We start from the raw sequence: 16,560 nt of genomic DNA on the forward strand, positions 1-16,560 counted from the left end.
TAATTTAGCAGCAATGCAATATAGATTCATATCAAGAATGATCTTGTCTCTAATTACACCCCCGCTTCCAACAAAAAAATGCAATGTAGTCAATTGTACACAATTTGGAGGTAGTCTATTGGAAAGAAAGATCTTATTCAGTATGATGACTATTGCATTTGTGGCTTTTTTTATGGGGGCGGAACTTACGCATATTATAGTGACACTGAGATTGCAAGCGATAATACATTTGAATCAGGAACACTAAATTTGAAAGTCGGAGCTGTTGATCCATGCACCGAATCAATATCTATTTCCAACTTAAGTCCGGGAGATTATGGCACCGCAGATTCCTGGTTGTTATCTAACATTGGTTCAATAACCGGTGACCTTAGTATCGATATCTCTACAATAACAAGTAACGAAAATACCCGCTATGAAATGGAGACTGTCGCTGGAGATACCACTGATGCTGGGGGTGAGCTCGAAGATTACCTTAAAGTGGCTATCTGGATGGATAAAGATACCAGCGGCACCTGGAATAGTGGAGATTACTATCTTGAAGATGATGCAACAACAGTAGACTATGTATCATCGGGTTTACCAACCGAAGCCTTCAACTTCATGAGTGATTATGCATCTGATTCATGGACAGATGTTCAAACCAACCTTGGAAACAGAAATATAGGAACTTTAAAAATAGAATATAGTCTAGCTGATAGTGCTACCATAGACCAGGCACAGAGCGACAGTTGCGTCTTTGACATAACCTTTACTCTTGATCAGTCAGCATAATGACCTGGGAATCTGGAAATATTTTGATGTGTACTAATTCCACCATCAAATCCTGATAACTTAGATAGGTTCAGATATTGAATACTGCGATTAGATAAAGATCTATCAATATAACCTATCCGTTCTTAGATCAAAGCCAAAATCTTTTTTAACGATTCTTGATTATGATTAATTGGGAGAGATAAAGGAATGGATGAACTAGACAGGAAGAAGGAAAAAAAAGCTGATGATATTGAGATACCAACTCTGGATAATGAGATTCAGAACTGGTGCGAGGTTCCCACTGAAGACAGTAACAGGAAAAGTGCTGACGATCTTGCAATAAATTCATGGTGTGAGGGTTCACCTGACGAAGAAGAGACTGTGAAAAAAGAGAAGAAAAAGCAATAGCTAACTTCTTTTTAACAGACCCACAAATCAGTGAATCTATTAGAATTTGTATTCCATTTTCAATTTTGAGTCTCAAGAGATTCAAAATACTCTTTTGTCTCTGATATCACCACTTTTCTAAGTGCTGCCAGTGCTATGAGGTTCGGTATTGCCATAAGCCCGTTGAAGATGTCCGCCAGTATCCATATTGCATCCAGTGTAAGGAAGGCACCGAAGAAAACTAGCACTACGTAGATCATCCTGAAAGGCAAGATAGCCTTTACACCGAAGAGGAATTCAGTACATCTTTCAGCGTAATAGTTCCAGCCCAGTATTGTCGTGAAGGCGAAGAACATCAGGCCAATACCCACTACGTAACTGCCGATACCCAGGACACTGGAATATGCCTGATTGGTCATGTAGGCACCTGCCAGTTCACCCTGCCATGAACCTGTCATGATAAGGACCACGCCTGTCATGGTGCACACTATAATCGTGTCAAAGAAGGTTCCGGTCATGGATATGAGACCCTGTTTTGCAGGACTCTTCACCTTTGCCGCTGCTGCTGCTATTGGTGCACTGCCAAGACCTGATTCGTTGGAAAAGATACCCCTGGCGATACCGAATTGTACTGCCATCATCATTGAAGCTCCCAGAAATCCTCCTGTTGCAGCCGTCCGGGTGAAGGCGGACTGGATGACAAGCGAGATCACAGATGGCAGAGCATCAAGGTTCAATGCTATGATTACAATGGAACTGAGTACATAGGTGACCGCCATGAAAGGAACTACGAATTGTGCAACCCTGGCGATACTTTTCACACCTCCTATGGTCACGAGGAAGACCAGTGAGGAAACCACAATAGCGGTTTGCAGAGCAGGAAACCCAAAGGTTATCTTTACTGAATCCACTATGGCATTGACCTGAGTGAAGGTTCCGATACCCATACAACCTACGAATATACCAAAGACAGCGAAGAGTTTTGAGAGTATTCCACTATAGGATTTGTCCGCAAGGCCGGTCTTGATGTAGTGCATGGGACCGCCTGCTGCCTGTCCATTCTCATCGAATGTCCTGTACTTGACAGCCAATGTACACTCTGCGTACTTTGTCGCCATACCGAAAAACGCGGCAATCCACATCCAGAATAGTGCCCCCGGTCCACCTATTTTTATTGCAGTGGCAACCCCGACTATATTCCCTGTACCTATGGTCGCAGCAAGTGCAAGGGTGAGAGCTCCGAAATTTGAAACATCACCCTTTGAGTCTTTTTCAACATTCCGGGAACCAATCACATATTTCAAAGCAAGGGGCAGGCGTGTTATCTGAATGAAGCCGAGATTGAAGGTGAAGAAGATACCCGTACCAACCAGCAATATCAATAAGGGAGGACCCCAGATGAAGTCGTCTATCCCCCTGAGATAGAACAGTAGTTCAGCCGACCTCAGAAACTCCAGTACAGGGTCAAAAAAACTCATTCCACCATCCCTATCTTTTCAAAGCAAAGTGGGATTCTCGACAGATAGTAAATACTATTGTCCTCGAATCTGAACTGCAGTGGAAAGATCATGACACCTTTCTCTGCCGCCCTTATCATGGTTTCTGAAAAAGCTGGATCGATATTCCAGTTGGGTGTGAAACACTCAGCCTCAGACCTCAACACCAGAATAATTATTGCTGCCTCATATCCCTCATCAATAGCCCTAATCAATTCTTCAAGATGACGCTTGCCACGGCTAGTCGGAGCATCCGGAAAAACAGCAATCTTACCTTCTGCCAGCGTACAGCCCTTAACCTCGACCCATATCTTCTTCCCGTCTTCCTCCAGAAGAAAATCCAGCCTGCTATCCCCGAACTTCTGCTCTGGGATTATGCTGTCGATGCCCCTCAATTCATCTATGACCCCGTTCTCCAGCACCCACTCTGAAATACGTCTGTGAAATGCAGAGTTGATGAGCACCCATTCATCACCAATTCGCCCTGCTATCATGTCCCATCCGGTCTTTCTATTCGAATTCTCAGCCTTCCTCAAAAGTACTCTATTACCCGGATAGAGCACATCCACAAGCCTGCCCGGGTCGTGTACATGCACCATCTCCTGTCTTTTAACCCCAGCATCATCGATCTCGACTATGGCGAGGAACCTGTTCGGTCTTTCTATCAGTATGCCTTCGGCATCTGTTTGGATCTGAAGGACTTCTCGGGGAGTTTGGGAAGATGGTTGGGGTTTTTGGGTCATGGGACATGTTCATTATATGATATATTCACTGACCTTTCCTTATCTGGGAATCAAGAGCATCAGCAGCAGATTCTGCAACTTCCTGAGCAATATGATTCTGGTATGACCTGTAGGTGAAAAGACCCTTCGTTTCATCGTAGAGACCAATGTTTCCCTGTACAAGCAACTGATAGGGATTTGTGGCATCTGTTCTGAACACAACCGTCTTAAGCTCACCTGATCCCACAACATCCAGATACTCGCTCTTACCTGCTGAGGAAAAGCCGATCAGGACATCGATATCGGACTTTGAGTAAACCGGAGTGTACAACATCTTCCTGTCAATGATATTTACAAAAGCAAATGGTAAGCTGTAATCATCTTTTATTTCATCTGTAAGGGTCACCGATAAACCCTTTGTTTCAAGAGCAGTGATCAATTCTTTTTCCACCCTTTCATCAAAACTGTCTTCCTGATGCACATACAGGATGATATCATTATAATCCGGCCTGTAACCATCATCTCCTGCAGAAGAGGCACTGATAGAAGAATCTGAATTCTCATTGCTGGAATACAGACCAATATCCAGAAATGCAAATGAAAACATGACTAAAAGAATTAGTGATATTCCTATTATCTGCCTTTTACTGAAATCCAATTATTACCCTCCCAACTAAAAATGTGGTGGAAGATATTTAGAATCTCTGCTTGATATAATAGTGATAACAACAATTCCGTTTCAGAATATTAATTGCGTTTTTGAAAAAATATATTCATTGATATTATGTGTTGATGAAAGAAGTTCAAATTTAATTTCTCGAATTCAATTAAGGGGTAATAGTAATGTCTGAAAAACGCAACGTTGAACAAAAAATAGAAAATAGGTAATCTATAGAATCAGACTTTTATTGTCAATAATGACCATAATCTTAACAAACATCATTTTCCAAAAATATCCACAACTTTCCTTAGCTCATCTAAGATTGGAATGCCCTGTGAACAGGCTCTTTGGCATCTCCAACATCCTAGACATTGAGAAGCATAGCCCTGTGTTCCAAGTAAGCTATCATAGACAAATTGTGCATATTCCCTGTCCCTTGGCTGATGGAATGTATTCATCGGATTTAGCTGATGAGTATTAAAAAAATTAGATTCAATTTTTGATGTAAAAAGTTAGAAGAAAAATAAAAAAATAGAAAAATATGTTTTTTTCAATTGAAAAAACGTTTCTATCTGATATCACTCTATCTTGATCTCTACCTCTTCTGGCATCTTCTTGTAAGGTACGGTGGCAATTAGCCTCTCATGTGAGAATTCGGCAACCGCCCTGTCAGGTTCTACCAGACCTCCTGTGGAGTAGAGTCCCACATATTCCACATCATCTGCTTCAGCTTTGACGGTGAAAGTGTTCTCATCCATCTTGAATATGATATCTTCTTTCTTCACTCCTGGCAGGTCGATCTCTATGTTAAGCTCATTCTTTTCGCCGGCACAAGCATATACAGTAGGAGATACTCTCTTTTTTACATCTTCCATTATGTTTACCCCAACTATAAATTCATAGATTTAGCTATTTATGGTTAACGGAATAAAGAGTCGTTAAGATCTATTATTGTGTCTCCAACTCACTCAAATCCTTACATATGCAGAACTCACACAGCGCTATATCTACTTCGCTCTGTTTGTCCCTGACTGGACAGTAAAACCCTCCTTTCTCTTCAATTATTTTGAGCTCGCCGGGAAAGATCATCCCTGGTGGATGTATTGGCTTCTTTTCGATAAAAACAAGGTAAAGGGTTGCTATCCTGGCAAATCTGGAAAAGGCTTTCTGACCCGGGTCGCTGTCATCAACAAACCTTTCTACCCTTTTGACGATCTCCTCATATTTTTCCGGATCAATTTCTTCTGTCGTGTCCAGATTTTTTCTGTTCTTTATCTCCTGAAGGGTGTCGTAAAGATATGCAAAGAGGACTGATGAATACATCTCACTGTACTTGTGCGGAAGGTTCCTGACACTTTTTACCATGGATGCCCTTGCTTTCATTATATCGTGTATTGACAGGGTTTAAGCATCCTTTTTCAGTTTATCAAGAAGCTCTGATGTGTTCATGTTTTCTTTATTATTCATGTTTCCCAACCTGCTTAATTCTGAATTATTTTTTCAATAGCGGGGTACTCTTTTTGCCCCATATCTAAAAAAGTTTAAAATTGATAGATTCTCTAATTCATTTTTATGTTTCATTTTTCATTATCTCCGCACTCAACTAAAGGGATATAGGTAAGACAAAAAACCGAACTCTACATATTAATTTAAATGGTTACAAAATAGACAACATACAAAAAAGCAATTTTTTGGCTCTGTAGAAAACCTATCATAATCGGAATCAATCGAATTAAATGGTAATTTTCATCGATATCTGGCAAGACATTTGACAATTTCGTCCACCTTAACTCTCTCATGAGTATCGAGGATTTCTACAGAGCCAATTTTTCTTCATATAATGTAAAATACCCTTTGAAAATCCCATCTTCTCAAATTCAAAATCAAAAAACAAATCCCCTCATCCAATACTCTTCAAAGCAGAAACAGCAGCCTTCTTCAAAAATCCCTTACACTCGATCTCAATATCACCACTATTAAGTGAGGAGGATAACTGTCCCATGGCATCACCGCTGGAAAGCAATGCTCTTATGGAATCCTCGTCTGCCAAAACGGATACTGAAGGGTCGATTCCGCTGGTTGAGGTGACTTTTTTGAACTCTGTGACCAGACCATCTTTTGTGACTGCTTTTATCTTAAGGTCGGTATTGTCGTTCATTGCTATCTCAAGAAGTATCACATCGTTTCCTGCGACCTTCTTGACAAGATCGGGGACTTCGTCTATGCCGTTGTTGTAGTAGGTGATGTACCTTTTCATTAGAGTGTAGAGGTCATTTTCTGCGGGTTTTGAGATAGCTGCTTTTTCTTCGGTTCCTGAAGGAAGCTGGGTTTCAGATGATGTAGAAACCTGTTTGGAGTTGGAAGATGAGCCTGAGTCTGAGTGCTTCTGATCTTTTGTGCTCTTTGTACCTGTTGCCAGTTTGCTTTCAGACAGCGGAGATTGCCCTGAGTCCTGCGAATCTTGCTCGATGAGATCGCCAAACTCATCCCCGATCATGTCCACGAATCCTGCGATGGAAGGATTCGACAATGCCACAATACCAACAAGCACGATAGCTGCCAATGATAGATTACTGATAACAAACCCCATAGTACCATTAACGACTAAATGTGACATGTATAAAAACTTCATGTTCATGACTATGCAAATATTATTATCAGAATGACTATCAGAATAAATAAATAATCGTATCCCCTAAAACATAACAGTGATACACATGGATTGTCTATTCTGCAAGATCGTTGCCGGTGAAATTCCTTCCCATAAAGTCTATGAAGATGACTTCGTTTACGCTTTCCTGGATATATACCCCTGTTCCGAAGGTCATACCATAGTCCTTCCGAAACAGCATTTCACACGTTTTACGGACATGGATGAAAAGGATGCTGCAAACCTCTTTGCTGCGGTGAACAAGGTTGTCAAAAACGTGGAGAAGATACTGGAACTTGAGGGTGCTAACATCGGTATCAACAACGGAGAGATTGCCGGACAGACAGTCCAGCATGTTCATGTTCATATCATACCACGGCGTGAAGGGGACAACGGCGGATCCATGCATACCATCGTGGGAACAAAACCAAGTCGGGACAATCTTGCTGAACTTGCAGAAAATATCAGAAATTCATTTTAATCAAAAATGGAGTGAAACAATATGGCAGACGATGAACAGAAAGTACTTGACGCACTGAAAGATGCAGGAAAACCACTCAGACCTGGAGAGATTGCAGAAGCAACCGGCATTGAAAGCAAGGAAGTCAGTAAGATACTCAAGAAACTCAAGAATTCAGATGCGGTCTGTTCTCCAAAAAGATGTTTCTATGCACATGTTGATACCGAATAAATAGGAGCATAATCCTTTTTTATTCACTTTTTTGTTCTTATTCCCTGTTTTATCTTGCTTTCTAATTCTTAATTTTAGCCTGATCTTACGTTTGACTCTGTCCTACAATTGTAATATCAAAATCCCTTTTTCTTGGACCGTCAAATTCTGCAAAGAATTAGTATAATATAGTCGTATTCCTATTACATACTAAGAAGGTTGATAATGTGAAAAGAGATGAACTTGAGCAAGATCCTATCATGAAAAAATTGTATGCGCTTATAAGTCCAGAGCCTAGAACATGGAGCACATACCTTACATCACTGAGACACTACACCGATTATACAGGTATGACACCAACTGAACTGATAGATAGCGCAAATGCTGATTTCAAAGCAGGAAAATTGATGATCGAGAGGGATATTTTCACATTATATCCGCAGTTCAGACAGTACCTTGAGAATCCAAATAATGTTGAAAAACCTCTTGCACCGGGAACACTTGAGAAATATATCAGTACCGTTGGTACATTTTACAAATCATTTTACATCGAGATCCCAAAATTACCACGGTCAAAAAATAAGGTTAGACCGCTTAAAGAGAATACGAAGAAGATAAAGAAGGAAGGTATTCAGCAGGCGCTTGAGGTCGCAAGCTTACGTGACAGGGCTATAGTATTGTGTGGTTTGTCTTCTGGAATGGGAGCAGCAGAGATATCGAGTCTGAGACTTGATGTGTTCAAAGAAGGGTATGACCCCGATACAGGCATCGCATCACTTGATATGAGGAGGCAGAAGGCAAACGTTGACTTCATCACATTCATCAGTCCTGAAGCATCCAATGCGGTAATGAAGTACCTGGAATGGAGAGACAGACCACACAAGTCTGACAGTGAAAAAGACATAAACGAATATGAAAGACGAAAAACCACCCCTAATAGTTATCTATTCGTATCTGTGAATGTGAACGACTCATATCTTCAAACATATGATGAAGAATTAAGGAGATGTTCAGCAGGTGCTATTGTCAAAGCTTATAGTAGGATTTCCGAAAATGCAGGTATGAGCACGCCGAAGGGCTCATTCAACACCTTCCGAAGCCACAATATGCGTAAATTCTTCAACTCCACCTTGAAGAACAAGGGATGCGACAGTGATCTCGTAGAATTCTTCATGGGACACACATTGGGTGCAACGAAGGAAGCATATAACGAATACGAACCTGATGATCTGATTAAAATATACAAGCAATTCGCCCCATACCTCACTATCAAGAAGGAGCTTGATGTGGCAGCAGCACCTGAATATCAGGAGCTTGAGAGGAAAAATAAAATTTATCAAACAGAAGCTGCAAGACACATTGTAGAGCGTAGTGAGCTGGCAGATATGTATAGACGAATGACCGCAATGCAGAAGACCATAAATGAATTAGGGAAATTTACCGATAGAAAAACCATGGAAAAAATAAACGCTAAGGCATATGGTGAAGCATATAGATACGTGGATTCCGAATGATTTTGGATATTTTGGGAAGAAAATAATTTTTCCTTCCCCACTACCATTCCATGCGAAGAGAGAATTTGTCTCAATCTTTGAATTTCCTTCTCCAAGACCTGTTCTCCATCAAAGTTTGTTGTGGGTGATTCAAAGTTATTCACCCATTGTGACAAATCATAGATCATATCTTCGGCTACATATCCTATTTTTTAATATTGCCATTGCCCAACCCTTTCTTCGAAAATCTTATGGTGTTAGAAAAAATAGGCAGCATATTTCACAGTCTTTAAAGTAGTTCATAATAGAAGAGTTTTATACCTTCTCTCTGTCGTATCTATATGGAGAGATGGTTCAGACTGAACCTAAGAGATATGTGGAACACGTAGGATTGATGAGGGGGTTGTGAGCACAATTAAGCACAGCATCCACAAGATTGTCCCCTTAATCATGCAGTCCTCACTGTTGGGTGAAGGGAAAATATGGTAAATTACCTATATTCAAGCAGGCCACATGTATGTTATCAAGACCTTGCTGAGCTGCGGATGGTAGATGTGAGTAAACTATACTGTAGTAGATTGATTCTTTGCTAATTAAGTTCAATAAAAGGCATATAGTGTAAGTATTAACAGCAAGATCATTAACGCGGGCCAATATAGCACTTTTACTATGAGGTTGTCCTCATAGTCAATTATTTTTATTTTTATTTTTGATGCAAACAAGATTGAATCCGCTGAAACAGCCAGGATCGCTAAATACATTGCGAAGTAGAAGTATTCCAGGTAGATTATGCCATCTGCTGCAAGGTTTTCTCTGAGGGAGACATGTGCTATTATGAGAACGAATAGCAGTGCAGCGCAGTACCCTAATACACCTGAAGAGCTGAATCCGGAGTAGCTCACATCCTCCTCTTTTTTAGAGATTAGCAAGAGGTCAGCAAATACAAGGAGTGCCACTACTATCAATGGGCTCATGTACGAGATGAATGGGGTTATGAAATTCCTTTTCACACCCACATTAAAGTAGAGCTCTGGCACATTTTTATGGCTGTAATCCTCCAATCCAAAGTTAGTGTTGTAGCTGTTGTCCCTATAGCTGAAATAGCTTTTCTGGATTTCCCATCCCTCAAGTACAAATTGCTCCTCAATACCTGGTTTTGATTCTGATGTGAGGTTATCATAGGAATCCAGGTCAGGCACAAGAACAACATTCTCATCAAATCCTTCATTCCATAACCGGATCCAGACAGTTTCTTTATCGAAGGGATATTTGGAATAATCAAATTGCTCGCGCAGTGTGGTCGTGAAATACCACCCTGTGACTCCCTCCTTTTCATACGCTTTTTCAATGGTTGTGGATTCAGCTTCAGGGAAAATAACTCCACGAGATATTCCTTCAGTTGTATTTTTTTGCCAAATGTAGCCCGTTACAGCCACGTTATTGGAACTTGAAAACTCTATGGACTGAAGAAAGATCCCGGTAGGAACTTTTATCGGGTCTTCATATACTTCCGTTTTAATGAGGACTTTATTCAAGGCTACTTCTAAGCCGGCCCTGTCGAGAACTTTTGCATCGTAATCTTGCTCATCGATCTAATCATGCAGATTGAGATACCATATATGTCCTATCCCGCCTAAGCACAGAACAGATAAGATAATTGCAACAGCCCAAAGGCTTCTGGAACTGCCTTTCTCTACATGAAAGATGAGAGTGGAAAGGAAAAACAAAAAGGCTATAAAAGCCATGGAAATTTTAATCGATGTGTGTTGCTGGAACGTCTTTCCCTCTTGAAAGATCTCCTCTTCGACAAAGACAATTCCCATTGTCCAGTTTGTTGAGGGGATATTATTGAAGAATACTTGGGATGTCTGGCCTGTAAAGTTATTGGGATTGGTGAAACTTTGCTTTCCGAGACTCATGTTTTGATGTATCACCCTCAGCGTATCGTCTGTCTTTTCTAATTCAGCTATATTCTGACCGAGGTATTCCTGAATGGGGTATGAAACTATGGTTCCATTTTCTGTGATGATAAATCCGTACCCTGTTCCCCATAGGTCAAGTGACCCGACGATACCTCTCATACAATCCAGAGAATAGACACCTGCAACAACTCCAGCAGGAGTTTCAGGGGCAGATGCATTGTAAAAAGGAAGAGCATACGATACCACTAGTTTATTGCTTGCTGTTCCAAAATAGGGTTCGATCCAACACCCCTCACCTATATCAAGCGGTTGATTGTACCATATGGTTCTGGGTCTGGTACTAGTTTCATTATCTTCCTGGGTGTAATCGTAATCCTCCTCGAGCAGAGTAAATCGGAGTTCACCCTGTTCCCTTCTGACGTAAGGGGCATAAAGGCCCGAACCATTTATCGAATGTTTCACAGAGGGATTATATGCAGCGGCAATACCGTAAAATTCCTTATGGTTCTCCAATGTTTCATTTATCCTTTGCACAACCTGATCTTCTTTCAGCTCACCAGAACTCAGATCTTCTGCGATGGATGTGGTGACATTCATCATGTCTGTGAGGCTTTGATTAATTTTGCCTACTGCTCCCACAGCTTGGTATTTTGCCATATCTGTGGCATAATCTTCGAGCTCCTCTGGGGTTTCTTGCACGTTGATATGATATACCAACAGCAAAAAACTCACCACACAGAGCAGTAAGAGGGTTCTAAACATCAGCTTCTGGAATTTTTCGGGTTGCATCTTTAGTTACCTCCTTTAATTTAACGATCCATTCAACGCTGCTGGAGTTCATGCTCAGCATAGGAACGCTTGAATATCTTATCGCTGCGTCGCCCTGATGGGAGCGATATATCTCAAAAAATCAGGATATTTTAGGTGTGGTTCATGGACTACTGATCTTGGCACCAACACTAAAAATGGAAAAAACACCGGGACAAGACCTTCATCCACCGCATCGCCCGCAGCCTTTGACTTTTTGAGCTACAACTTTTCGCCTCCTCCTTTTCCTCGGTGCCGAGGACAAACTCGTGGTTCACCATGCGGTAGACGCTTCTACCATTTTTTTCGCTAGAACCGGATTTATCCCCTCAAGATGACGTATAAAAATGTCCGCAGTTTCTGACCAATCTTCATACTTTTCCCAGTCAATTACCATATTTCCATACCAATCGACCACGTCTTCAATTGTTAATATCGGAATTGTATCTTTTTGCACCTCCCCAGTCTTTATATCCGTAAAGGGAAATGTTACATAGTAGTAATTTGGCAAAGGCTTATCAAGTCCTTTTTTGTTCCACTCAGTAAGCAACTTAAGGAGATTATTATAAGCTGGTCGAATCCGACAGCCCAAAGCTCTATTAGGCATTCTTGGCCCCATAAACAGATTACCAGGATCATTAAAACGAGCACTAGCATAGTACTGGATAGCCTTTTCCCACTTATCTTTGCGGCTACTATGTAAGAATTTGTTGATCTTTAAAATAGATTCAGTCGCCCATTTTTGATTTTTAAAGTTGGATGGATTAGTTAGAAAAGCTCTGATCGTGTATTTATCTTTTTGAAAAATATTACTCTTGATATCTTTTTTGATGACGTACCAAGCTAGTATATGTCTTCGGTCACAACCTTTGGCAGACGGATGTGCCTTGGTTGCCACACTCCGCCAAGACGGACGCCCAGTAATCTGAAATGTGGTTGCTATATTTTTCAAATTAAATTTAATTAATATCCGTCTTTGAAGAACATTCGGGGAAACTGAATGGCTGACTAATTTGGAAAGATCGTCTTTTGGCAGACTTTGTGCTGTTCTAATAAAATACTGAGGGGTGCGTTTCATCACATTCGAATTTTCCTCATTCGGTCTCTTCATTTGCATGGCTTTCCCCCCCATCACATCCGCTTCTCTCTCCAACCCCGCATCATCATTGATCGCCACCCCTTTGCCCTGCATGGTCGGCTTCACCCGCTCCTGCTTCTGCTGCACCGCATGCCAACCCTCATGGGGCAGGTGCTTCTCCTGACCTGGCCCTAAATGGATGTCTTGCCCCTGGGTATAGGCTAGCGCGTTGAGTTGCTCAGGTTTGGTTGAGTTGCGATGCACATGCACATCTGACAAATCCATGTCAGACAACTGCTCCAATCCGGCTTTCAAATTATCCGGCATGCCTGTGCGGTTCTCCTCCTCTCGCTGAACGGAAGCTGTGGAACAGGAAAAGCATGTTGCTTGTTCCGGGTTGCTTTTAAACCTGCCTTGCAACAGTTCTTCTTCCTCTTCAGGCTCCTGCTTCTGGATTGTCTCATCGAACTTTCCCTGAAGGAGCTCTTCTTCCTCCTCTGGTTCCTGCTTCTGGATGGTCTCATCGAACTTTCCCTGAAGGAGCTCCTCTTCTTCCTCCTCCGGGACTTCCTGTCGCTGGATAGTCTCGTCGAACTTTCCTTGCAGGAGTTCCTCTTCCTCCTCTGGTCCCTGACGCTGCACAACCTGCCCTGATCTGAGCAGCCGACCCACCGCTTGATTCCCGACCGTGCGCTGCAACTGCAAGATATCAGCAGGGGCAAGGGAACCCGGGTCAAGCTGGGCATTCGGGGTGATATCTGCGGGATGCGTCTGGTCCGTCTGTTTTGAGGTCTTTGCTTCTCGTTGGATGTTGCTGCTGGTTTTCTTTGATTTCGGTGCTTGTTCGTGTTCAGGCATGTTTAACTCCTCCTTATCGATCACAAAGGTCGATCTTCTTCTGTTATTTGTAAAAAGTGCAGAATCTGGTGGATCTGAAAGTACAAAGTGTTCAAAAAAAAGAGCAAGTAAGGCTGACGGCTCCCATCCCACATCAGATAGAAGATCAAATGTGCGTTTTTAATCTTCGATTTAACGTGCCCGGCTGACGCAAGGACTCTTTCCGTCTTAAAGGTAACAAATATTTTATCTTATTTTATTTTGTCATAAAATAACCACTCAAATGGCCATGGCATGTCCCAGGGACATCTTCCCATAACAAAGACCATATACAGTCCTATTAGTATCAGCAGTACCCCAATTGCATACTGGATGGACCTTCTACGGTACTCATGTCCAAATATGGAGACCTCGATGGTTACAGTTTCCTTTATGCCGGTCAAAGCGATGAAGGACAAACCTAATATGGATATAATTATCCCCAAATTCTCAATCCATTCTGGGTCTTTCTTTATGATGATATAGGCACTACTGTTCCATTCAGACTCTACATCTTTTTTCGGGTCATAGAGATCACGTTTGATTGCCTTGGTTTCGATATTGTATGGTGTCTTATTATCCCGGAAACTCCAGCTATGCGAATAATCTGCAGGTGTTCCGGCTTTATCACGTCTGGTCACATCGGAGCTACCATCCCCCCAGCTGAAATTATACCAGAGGCTTACATTTGTTTCATCATCAGTTGCATTTGTGGTAAAGGTGTAAAATTCTTTTTCATATCCGTAATATTTTGGATTGCTTGTATTGATTTTCAGCCAATCCTTAAACCGATTCTTATATAGAGTAGCATTTTCAGTGGTGCCCTTAGGATCTCTCATATAGAGTTCGTGTGGTTTATTGGGTTCGATGTCTTTTCTGATATCTATCGGCATCCAATAGGACAGGTCTATTAGCTCTTCATCTTCAAATACTCCAATTTGAATCCCATAAGTACCTTTTCTGGGCCAACTGTGGGTGGCCCCGGCCTCCCACTGCCAAACATTATCACCCAGATCTTTTACTGTTGTGTTACTTAATTCAGTACGGTTTCCAGGGTGGCTGGCCTCGGTCTTCCACTGCCAAACATTATCACTCAGATTTACATTTGTGTAACTTAATTCAGTACGGTTTCCAGGATCGGTATTACGCCATGTGTCCCAGTAGAACACAACCTTTATATTTTCAAGATCGGGGACCTCATTTGCCACAGTATAATTATAAGTTACATTGAATGTGTAATTGTGATTTGCATAGCCAAAAACCGGGTATACAATAGCTGGTTGTTTTCCTGCATCCTTATCAAGTTTCTTGATATCGTAGGGATTGTCGAGATTCTCATCTGCACAAGCCAGACCTGAAAAACACACAATCGAAATGATAAGGGTGATCAAGATCAACCCGAATTTGTTTGTATTATTCATCATGTACCCCCAGAATAGTTATTTTAGAAAATTTTTATTTAAAGAGCAGGAAGCCACCCATTTTAACGGGTGGTGTTTTACTCGATGGTTCTAACCTCTCTGGCCACTGCCCATGTATATTTCAGCTCCACTTTAGCTTCTTTGATGAACTTGGGAATGGATACTTTATCGACATAACTTATGAACAGCGGCACAAACTGTTCACCTGCAATATCGTCAAAATAGGTGATAAGGTCGCCTTCTGAAACAGCGTATTTCTTTAACTCCTCATCGTTATAGTAAAGTTTGACCAGTGCCTGGGATTTACTTAGATCAAATTCCTCTACCTTCAGGAGCCAGCGACCGCCGATATCCCATGTATCGTATAGCTCATGCACCTCATCGTCCTGTTCCTTGATGAGTTCGACCAGTTTCTGTGGGTTGCCGTTGAGTGCAACATCATTTCCAACTTTTGCATAGTGGTCACCGCCTCTAATTCCGTCAACTTCCATGCAATTTTTGCCACCGGATTCGCATAGACCGTGCTCTACGACCTTGGCTTTGACCATGGGATCATCTGCAAACTTATACTTTGTTAGAACGGTTGCAGACTTGACAGTTTCCATTCCATATTCCAGATCGGCTTTGAATGCCCACCAGCGGATCTTGATCGAAGTCCTTTCAGTATCATCTTGAAAACGAGCTGTAACCCTGAATCTACCAGAATCGGGATCCAGATCTGCTCCCAGGAGCACTTTTGGAATATCGGGTCTATCAAGGATACCAAGAGAACCCGTCAGGATCTGTTCATCATCTTTTTCCAGACCCAGTTTGATACATGATGGCCCCGTTCCGATTCTTGGGTCAATAAGATCAGAAGAGACCGTGTTCACCGTAGGGCGTTCAAAGAGCACGACCCCGGTTGCAATATTCTTTTTTGAGCCTTCAGAACGAATTATCGAAACAAAATTTCTACGGCTGGTTTCGGTTCTATTGACCGATATGTCCTCATTTACAGCCACAAAGAATACCTTATCATCAAAATCTCCGATCTCTGAACATGATCTGGAAGTGCTGTCGAACCATCCCTTTTTATTGCTCTCCTCGGAGATATTTTCAGTATTTTCGGGCTGGGAAAAAGCTGGTTTTGGATATTTGTTTGAAGCAATGATCTCGAAGTCTTCAAGAACCCTATTTTCACAGGTGACTTCCTCACAGCTCAAAGGACTGGAAGCCGCATTGACAAGCTCACTGGGATAGGACTTATACCTGAGATATAGGTACATCGTCTCTTCAATATCTGATCTTTTAAGATCGTTACCACTTTTTTCATTGATAACGATCTTATCCATATCGACAGGCACAACAATTTCCCGTCCACAACTGTCAAGGGCTACTCCGCCATCACTGAATTTGACCTTGACCTCATCGTTAGTTCCAGATGAAACTTCAATATGGGAAAAGCCGCATACAAGACCGGGGCCATACATGTATCTGTTGAGCAGATGGCGCTTTCCATTAAAGTAATCCTGTTCGACTTCAAAATCTCTGACTGTCATCAGTTTACCATAGAAATAATTATTTCTCTGGAACTGGTTCAACTTGCAATCCCTGTTCTTATCTTCATGATCTGACATGTCCA

16 protein-coding genes are annotated in these 16,560 nt (G+C 41.7%); 5 read left to right on the forward strand and 11 right to left on the reverse strand.

The features are described from left to right. Positions 1 to 156: 156 nt before the first annotated feature. Both V7O66_RS04660 and V7O66_RS04665 read left to right on the forward strand, forming a co-directional pair. Complete coding sequence (locus tag V7O66_RS04660; protein ID WP_406662584.1) at positions 157 to 774, forward strand: TasA family protein; 618 nt, start codon at positions 157 to 159, stop codon at positions 772 to 774. A gap of 189 nt (positions 775 to 963) precedes the next feature. Continuing rightward, positions 964 to 1,164 (forward strand): hypothetical protein, encoded by a 201-nt coding sequence (locus V7O66_RS04665; RefSeq protein ID WP_406661810.1) that lies wholly within the window; start codon positions 964 to 966, stop codon positions 1,162 to 1,164. Positions 1,165 to 1,223: 59 nt separating this feature from the next. Here the strand turns inward: V7O66_RS04665 and V7O66_RS04670 are convergent, their stop codons facing one another. From V7O66_RS04670 to V7O66_RS04695, 6 genes are all read right to left on the reverse strand, one after another. Then, a complete protein-coding gene (locus V7O66_RS04670) occupies positions 1,224 to 2,621 on the reverse strand; it encodes an alanine/glycine:cation symporter family protein (protein WP_406661811.1) in 1,398 nt (465 codons plus the stop codon). Further along, complete coding sequence (gene sfsA / locus V7O66_RS04675; RefSeq protein ID WP_406661812.1) at positions 2,618 to 3,382, reverse strand: DNA/RNA nuclease SfsA; 765 nt, start codon at positions 3,380 to 3,382, stop codon at positions 2,618 to 2,620. Before sfsA ends, V7O66_RS04670 begins: the two co-directional genes overlap by 4 nt. Before the next feature lie 25 nt (positions 3,383 to 3,407). Continuing rightward, on the reverse strand, positions 3,408 to 4,019 hold the full coding sequence (locus V7O66_RS04680) for a hypothetical protein (protein WP_406661813.1): 612 nt from the start codon (positions 4,017 to 4,019) through the stop codon (positions 3,408 to 3,410). 581 nt (positions 4,020 to 4,600) lie between these two features. After that, the gene (locus V7O66_RS04685; protein WP_406661814.1) at positions 4,601 to 4,897 is read right to left on the reverse strand and encodes an Hsp20/alpha crystallin family protein; all 297 of its coding nucleotides are present in this window, start codon (positions 4,895 to 4,897) and stop codon (positions 4,601 to 4,603) included. A gap of 73 nt (positions 4,898 to 4,970) precedes the next feature. Further along, entirely contained in the window at positions 4,971 to 5,423 is a 453-nt protein-coding gene (locus V7O66_RS04690; RefSeq protein WP_406662586.1) for a DUF2115 domain-containing protein, read from the reverse strand. 499 nt (positions 5,424 to 5,922) lie between these two features. Continuing rightward, positions 5,923 to 6,639 (reverse strand): hypothetical protein, encoded by a 717-nt coding sequence (locus V7O66_RS04695; protein ID WP_406661815.1) that lies wholly within the window; start codon positions 6,637 to 6,639, stop codon positions 5,923 to 5,925. A 100-nt stretch (positions 6,640 to 6,739) separates the two neighbouring features. Between V7O66_RS04695 and V7O66_RS04700 the strand changes: the two genes are divergently transcribed. From V7O66_RS04700 to V7O66_RS04710, 3 genes are all read left to right on the forward strand, one after another. Continuing rightward, a complete protein-coding gene (locus tag V7O66_RS04700) occupies positions 6,740 to 7,153 on the forward strand; it encodes an HIT family protein (protein WP_406661816.1) in 414 nt (137 codons plus the stop codon). Positions 7,154 to 7,174: 21 nt separating this feature from the next. Then, positions 7,175 to 7,363, forward strand: a complete 189-nt coding sequence (locus V7O66_RS04705; protein WP_406661817.1) for a transcriptional regulator — start codon at positions 7,175 to 7,177, stop codon at positions 7,361 to 7,363. Between the two features lie 206 nt (positions 7,364 to 7,569). Next, positions 7,570 to 8,856: a tyrosine-type recombinase/integrase gene (locus V7O66_RS04710; RefSeq protein ID WP_406661818.1), complete on the forward strand. Its 1,287-nt coding sequence runs from the start codon at positions 7,570 to 7,572 to the stop codon at positions 8,854 to 8,856. A gap of 578 nt (positions 8,857 to 9,434) precedes the next feature. Here V7O66_RS04710 and V7O66_RS04715 read toward each other — a convergent pair. The 5 genes from V7O66_RS04715 to V7O66_RS04735 all read right to left on the reverse strand — a co-directional run bounded on the left by V7O66_RS04715 (position 9,435) and on the right by V7O66_RS04735 (position 16,555). Then, a complete protein-coding gene (locus tag V7O66_RS04715) occupies positions 9,435 to 10,370 on the reverse strand; it encodes a hypothetical protein (protein WP_406661819.1) in 936 nt (311 codons plus the stop codon). A gap of 57 nt (positions 10,371 to 10,427) precedes the next feature. Next, positions 10,428 to 11,546, reverse strand: coding sequence for a cache domain-containing protein (locus tag V7O66_RS04720; protein ID WP_406661820.1), 1,119 nt, complete (start codon positions 11,544 to 11,546; stop codon positions 10,428 to 10,430). A gap of 292 nt (positions 11,547 to 11,838) precedes the next feature. Continuing rightward, positions 11,839 to 13,500 carry a DUF4157 domain-containing protein gene (locus tag V7O66_RS04725; RefSeq protein ID WP_406661821.1) on the reverse strand — a complete coding sequence of 554 codons (1,662 nt, stop codon included), beginning with the start codon at positions 13,498 to 13,500 and terminating at the stop codon, positions 11,839 to 11,841. Positions 13,501 to 13,730: 230 nt separating this feature from the next. Beyond that, positions 13,731 to 14,939 (reverse strand): hypothetical protein, encoded by a 1,209-nt coding sequence (locus V7O66_RS04730; RefSeq protein ID WP_406661822.1) that lies wholly within the window; start codon positions 14,937 to 14,939, stop codon positions 13,731 to 13,733. Between the two features lie 77 nt (positions 14,940 to 15,016). After that, on the reverse strand, positions 15,017 to 16,555 hold the full coding sequence (locus tag V7O66_RS04735) for a hypothetical protein (protein WP_406661823.1): 1,539 nt from the start codon (positions 16,553 to 16,555) through the stop codon (positions 15,017 to 15,019). Positions 16,556 to 16,560 lie beyond the last annotated feature (5 nt).

The sequence above is a fragment of the Methanolobus sp. ZRKC3 genome (genome assembly GCF_045291275.1).
Classification (GTDB): Archaea; Halobacteriota; Methanosarcinia; order Methanosarcinales; family Methanosarcinaceae; genus Methanolobus.

Bases quoted from the DNA above. Each gene is read 5' to 3' on its own strand.
- V7O66_RS04665 (WP_406661810.1), top strand. From the start codon at position 964: ATGGATGAACTAGACAGGAAGAAGGAAAAAAAAGCTGATGATATTGAG.
- V7O66_RS04670 (WP_406661811.1), bottom strand. From the start codon at position 2,621: ATGAGTTTTTTTGACCCTGTACTGGAGTTTCTGAGGTCGGCTGAACTA.
- sfsA (WP_406661812.1), bottom strand. From the start codon at position 3,382: ATGACCCAAAAACCCCAACCATCTTCCCAAACTCCCCGAGAAGTCCTT.
- V7O66_RS04685 (WP_406661814.1), bottom strand. From the start codon at position 4,897: ATGGAAGATGTAAAAAAGAGAGTATCTCCTACTGTATATGCTTGTGCC.
- V7O66_RS04695 (WP_406661815.1), bottom strand. From the start codon at position 6,639: ATGTCACATTTAGTCGTTAATGGTACTATGGGGTTTGTTATCAGTAAT.
- V7O66_RS04700 (WP_406661816.1), top strand. From the start codon at position 6,740: ATGGATTGTCTATTCTGCAAGATCGTTGCCGGTGAAATTCCTTCCCAT.
- V7O66_RS04705 (WP_406661817.1), top strand. From the start codon at position 7,175: ATGGCAGACGATGAACAGAAAGTACTTGACGCACTGAAAGATGCAGGA.
- V7O66_RS04720 (WP_406661820.1), bottom strand. From the start codon at position 11,546: ATGCAACCCGAAAAATTCCAGAAGCTGATGTTTAGAACCCTCTTACTG.
- V7O66_RS04725 (WP_406661821.1), bottom strand. From the start codon at position 13,500: ATGCCTGAACACGAACAAGCACCGAAATCAAAGAAAACCAGCAGCAAC.
- V7O66_RS04730 (WP_406661822.1), bottom strand. From the start codon at position 14,939: ATGAATAATACAAACAAATTCGGGTTGATCTTGATCACCCTTATCATT.
- V7O66_RS04735 (WP_406661823.1), bottom strand. From the start codon at position 16,555: ATGTCAGATCATGAAGATAAGAACAGGGATTGCAAGTTGAACCAGTTC.